3 protein-coding genes are annotated in these 4,526 nt (G+C 68.6%); all 3 read right to left on the bottom strand.

The genetic code is table 11. The annotated features are described in order from the left end of the window. Positions 1-106: 106 nt before the first annotated feature. Positions 107-2,548 (bottom strand): TonB-dependent siderophore receptor, encoded by a 2,442-nt coding sequence (locus tag SFB74_RS22470; RefSeq protein ID WP_432726498.1) that lies wholly within the window; start codon positions 2,546-2,548, stop codon positions 107-109. A 169-nt stretch (positions 2,549-2,717) separates the two neighbouring features. Next, positions 2,718-3,776: a FecR family protein gene (locus SFB74_RS22465; RefSeq protein ID WP_432726497.1), complete on the bottom strand. Its 1,059-nt coding sequence runs from the start codon at positions 3,774-3,776 to the stop codon at positions 2,718-2,720. Continuing rightward, a complete protein-coding gene (locus tag SFB74_RS22460) occupies positions 3,773-4,393 on the bottom strand; it encodes an RNA polymerase sigma factor (RefSeq protein WP_432726496.1) in 621 nt (206 codons plus the stop codon). The genes SFB74_RS22465 and SFB74_RS22460 overlap by 4 nt, the downstream gene beginning before the upstream one ends. Positions 4,394-4,526: the final 133 nt, after the last annotated feature.

The following is a 4,526-nucleotide window of genomic DNA, read 5'->3' as shown; positions in this document are numbered from 1 at the left end:
GCAAAAGGCCGGCGAAAGGCAGGCGACAAAAAAGGCCGGCCCCCGAAAAGGGGGCCGGCCTTCTTGCTTGCCGGCACCGGCCGGTGCCGGCGCCGCGTGACAGCAATCAGAGCTTGTAGGTCAGCTTCAGCCAGACGTTGCGCGGACGGCCGTAGGTGTAGCCGTTGTAGCCGCCGAGGCCGCTGTAGTAGCGCTTGTCGGTCAGGTTCTCGATGTTGAGCGAGGCGCTCAGCTTCGGGTTGATCTCGTAGCGCGCCATCAGGCCGATGAGCGTCAGGCCGCCCTGGGTCGCGCGGCCCAGGCCGGAGGCTTCGTCGTAGTAGATGCTGCTCTGGTAGCTCAGGTTGCCGCCGATGGTGAGCTTGCTCCAGTCGCCGGGCAGGCGGTAGCTGGTGCTGACGCGGAACAGGCGGTTGGGGATGGTGGGATCGAGCAGCACGCCGTCGTTGTCGCGCTTGGCGTGGTAGGTGTAGCCCGCCAGCACCTGCCAGCCGGGAGCCAGCTCGCCCGAGGCGGTCAGCTCGAAGCCCTTGCTGCGCGCGCCGGGAACCGCGCGGTAGGGAGTGCTGCCGTCGGGCAGCAGGCCGGCGCTGGTGTCTTCCACCGGCACGTTGGTCTGCTTTGTGCGGAAGACCGCGAAGCTGGTGTTGAGCTTGCCGCCGAAATGCTCGCCCTTGATGCCGATCTCGTAGTTCTTGCCGCGCTGCGGGGCGATCAGGCTGTTGCTGCTGTCGCGCTCGGTGTTCGGAAGGAAGATGTCGGTGTAGCTGCCGTAGAGCGAGAACTCCTTGCTCAGGTCGAACACGATGCCGGCATAGGGCGTGACGACGCCGCTCTCGTGCGAGCCCGGGTTCCGGGTCAGCGTGCCGGCCACCTGGTTGCGGTTCAGGGAGTTGTCCTTGTACCAGGTGCCCCGCGCGCCCACGATGACGGACAGCGGATCGGCAATGCGCAGGCGGGTCGAGGCGTAGATCGCCTTCTGCGTCACCTGGCCCGACAGGGTGTACGACTTGTAGGGGAAGGAGGTGACCGCGGGGAAGGACTGCAGCGTGTAGAAGTTCAGCGGCCGGGTGTCGAAGGCGGTGGCGGCCGCCAGGTTGGTGTCGATGGAGTAGTCGTAGTCGTTGTAGCTCATCCCGATGACTGCCTCGTGCTTGCGGCCGAAGGCTTCGAAGGGGCCGCGCAGGTAGGCGTCGAACGAGGTGTTGTTCGCCTTCGCGGGGTTGTCGCGGATGTCGATGGTGGAGTCGCCCGTCACGCCGTCGACGGGATAGAAGGTGTTGAGGTCGCCCGAGGCCCGCTTGCGCTTGCTCTTGGTGTAGCTGCCGTCGAGCTTCAGGCGCCAGCCGTTGCCCAGCTGTTGGTCGAGACTCGCGAAGAGCTTGTCCGAATACATGTTCCAGTAGCTCCAGGGCGCGCTGGAGTTGAAGGAGCGCGGCAGGTTCGTGCGCGTGCCGTCGCTGAAGAAAAGCGGGGCCTGGCCGAAGTTGGCGCCGTCGGTGGCGGTCTTCTGGTGCTCGATGCCCACGGACAGGGTCGTGGTGGGCGAGAGGTCGGCCTCGAGGATGCCGTAGAGCACGTCCTCGGCGGTCTTCTTCGATTCGATGAAGCTGTTGCCCGCGGTGCGCGAGGCCACGAACCTGCCGCGCAGCGTGCCGGCGGCATTGAGCGGACCGCCCACGTCGACTTCGGCGTTGTATCGGTTCCACGAGCCGATGCCGCCGGTCACATGGCCCGAGAACTCCGAAGTCGGCCGCTTGCGCACCAGGTTGACCACGCCGCCGGGCGAGCCCGTGCCATTGAGCAGGCCGGCCGAGCCGCGGATGATTTCGACGCGGTCGTAGATGGCGGTGCTCAGCATGCTGGCCTCGCCCGCCACGGAGTTGAAGGACAGCGTGGGGACGCCGTCGATCATGGTGCCCAGGGCGAAGCCGCGGGACGTGAAGTTGACCCGCTCGTCCAGGCGGTCGGAGACGATGCCGGGCGTCTGGCGCATCACGTCGTCGAGTGTGACGAGGTTCTGGTCTTCCATCTGCTGGCGGCCGATCACGGTCACGGCCTGGGGCGTCTCGCGCAGGGAGAGGTCCATGCGCGTGGCGGTCGATGCCGAGCGGGCGGTGTAGGAGCCGGTGCCCTCGGTGGTGCCGTCGGCGGTGGCCTGGACCGTCACCGGGGGCAGCGAAGTACCGCCGGTGGCGGTCGACGCACGCTGGATCGTCACTTGCGACGAGCCGTTGCGCACCGCGACGAGACCGCTGCTGGCGAGCAGCCGGTCCAGCGCCTGCTGCAGCGTCAGCCGCCCGGACACGGCGGGTGCGCTGATGCCGGTCACCATGTCGCCGGCGGCGAACACCTGGGCGCCGGTCTGCCGCGACAGCTCGTTCAGCGCCGCCGCCAGGGGCTGCGCGGGCACGCTGATGTCGAAGGTCGGCGCGGTCGCCTGTTCGGACGCCTGGGCCGAAGCGAGACTGCTCCAGCTGACGAAGGTGGTTCCGAAGGCAGCGGCGAGCGCGGCGCTCAGAAGGCGATGGCGAGGCGAAGAACGCATGGGTCAGGGCTCCAGGTCAAGTAAATGCGACGTATTCCTAATTTCGGACGCCATGGCTCGCGAAAAAACCGCAGCCCTGGCGCTTCTCAAAGTAAGACGTTTGAACTCGCCAAACAGAGACACCCTGTTTCGGCCAAGGCATGCCGCGACGCTTGTACTGCCTCTTTTTTCAGCGCTTGCGCAGTTCCACGCTGCCGTCGGGACGGGTGTCGGTGGTTACCGGGAGGATCGTCGGCAGCACTTCCACCAGGCCGACGGAGTCGCTGGTGCGGAAGCGGCCGGACAGGCGCAGGGCGTCGATGCGCGCGTCGGCGCTGACGATGGGGCGGGCCCGGTAGCTGTTGACCGCCGCCAGGGCTTCGCTCAGCGGCGTGTTGTCGAACACCAGCCAGCCGTCGCGCCAGGCCGACAGGGCGCGGGTGTCGGACTGCCGCACGGCGTCGGCATGGCCGTCCTGCACCTCCACGAGCTCGCCGGCGCGCAGGTCGACGACCTCCGCTGGAGGCGTTGAGCCTTCCGCGTTCTGGCGGGCGCGCACCTGCACGCGAACGTGCCCTTGCTCGACCCCCACGGTGATCGGCCCGCCGCGGTCGCGCACGGTGAAGACGGTGCCGACCACCTCGATGACCGCGCCGCGCGTGTGCACCCGGAAGGGGCGTTGCGCGTCGTGCGCCACTTCGAAGCGCACTTCGCCGCGCGCCATGTCGACCACGCGGTGCCTGCGGTACAGCGTGACCTCGATGGCGCTCTGCGGCGCGATGTCGATATGGCTGCCCGATGCGTCTCCCGCGCCGTCGGGCAGCGTCACCTTCAGCATTTGCGCGGTGCGGGTGCTGTAGGCGGAGCGAAAGACGGGCTGTTGCCAGTACCACTGCACGCCGCGGCCCGCGACGAGGCCGCCGCCGACCAGCCCCGCGATCGACAGCAGCAGCTTGCGGCGCTGGGGCGAGCGGGCGGACGTGGCCGCCGCGGCTGCCGCCATGCCGGCCGTTGGCGTGTCGAAGTGCGCGCGCAGGTCGTCGGCCATGCCGCCGAGCATGTCCCAGCGGTGGCGTGCCTCGAGGAGTGCCGCGGCGTGCTCTGGCGATCTGTTGCGCCACTGGTTCAGGGCGATGCGGGCGCGCTGCGCGGCCTCGGCCGGCGCGGCGATCTCGCCCTCGACGATCAGCGCGAGCGCGCGCTCGATCAGCCGTTCGCGCGGTGCGCCCATCGCCATGCCGCCGTTCACGAGAAGTCTTCGGCCAGCGCGGCGTCGAAGCCCGCGTGACCTTGCACGTGCGGCGGCTCGATCAGCTCGGCGCGCAGCTCGGCGAACACCCGCGAGCAGTCGATGGTGGCGCGCAGCAGGTGCTTGGCCACGGCCATCTCGGTGATGTCGAGCTGCTGCGCGATCTCGGCGCGCGTGTGTCCGTAGGCGCGGAACAACAGGAACACTTCGCGCCGGCGGGGCGGAAGCTTTTCCATGGTCTCGACCACCCGCGCCAGCACGCGCTGCTGCGCCAGGACGAATTCGCTGGAAGGCGCCACAAGGCTGGAGCCGATGGTGGCGTGCGAGCCGACCCATTCCTGCGCCACCTTGCGGCGGCGCGCCTCGTCGATGCAGAGGTTGCGCGCCACGCGAAAGAGCAGTGCGCGGGGCGATTCGATGCCGCCGCCGTTGTCCTTCGGGTCATCGGACGCCAGGTCGATGCGGGCGGCGCCGGGCGACTTCGTGGCCTGCGCGTACACCCGCTCGAAGCTCGACTGTGCGATGTCCGCCGCGTAGTGAGGGTCCCTCAGGTCGCGAGTGAGCTGTCGGCGCAAGTCCGCATAGTGAGCTACAAGTTCCTGGACGAGGTCACGCATCCGGCAGCCTTCTCGCAAGCATCGACGATGGGCCCCGGAAACCGGCCGCCGGTCATGCCCGCGAGATCGCAGCCTCCTTCCGGAGGCAACGAAATGGCGACGATGGCTCTGCGTTTCGGTGACCCCGGGGGAT

This window comes from Variovorax xiamenensis (genome assembly GCF_050916385.1).
Classification (GTDB): Bacteria; Pseudomonadota; Gammaproteobacteria; order Burkholderiales; family Burkholderiaceae_C; genus Variovorax.
This window is presented reverse-complemented; position numbering and strand designations above follow the sequence as displayed.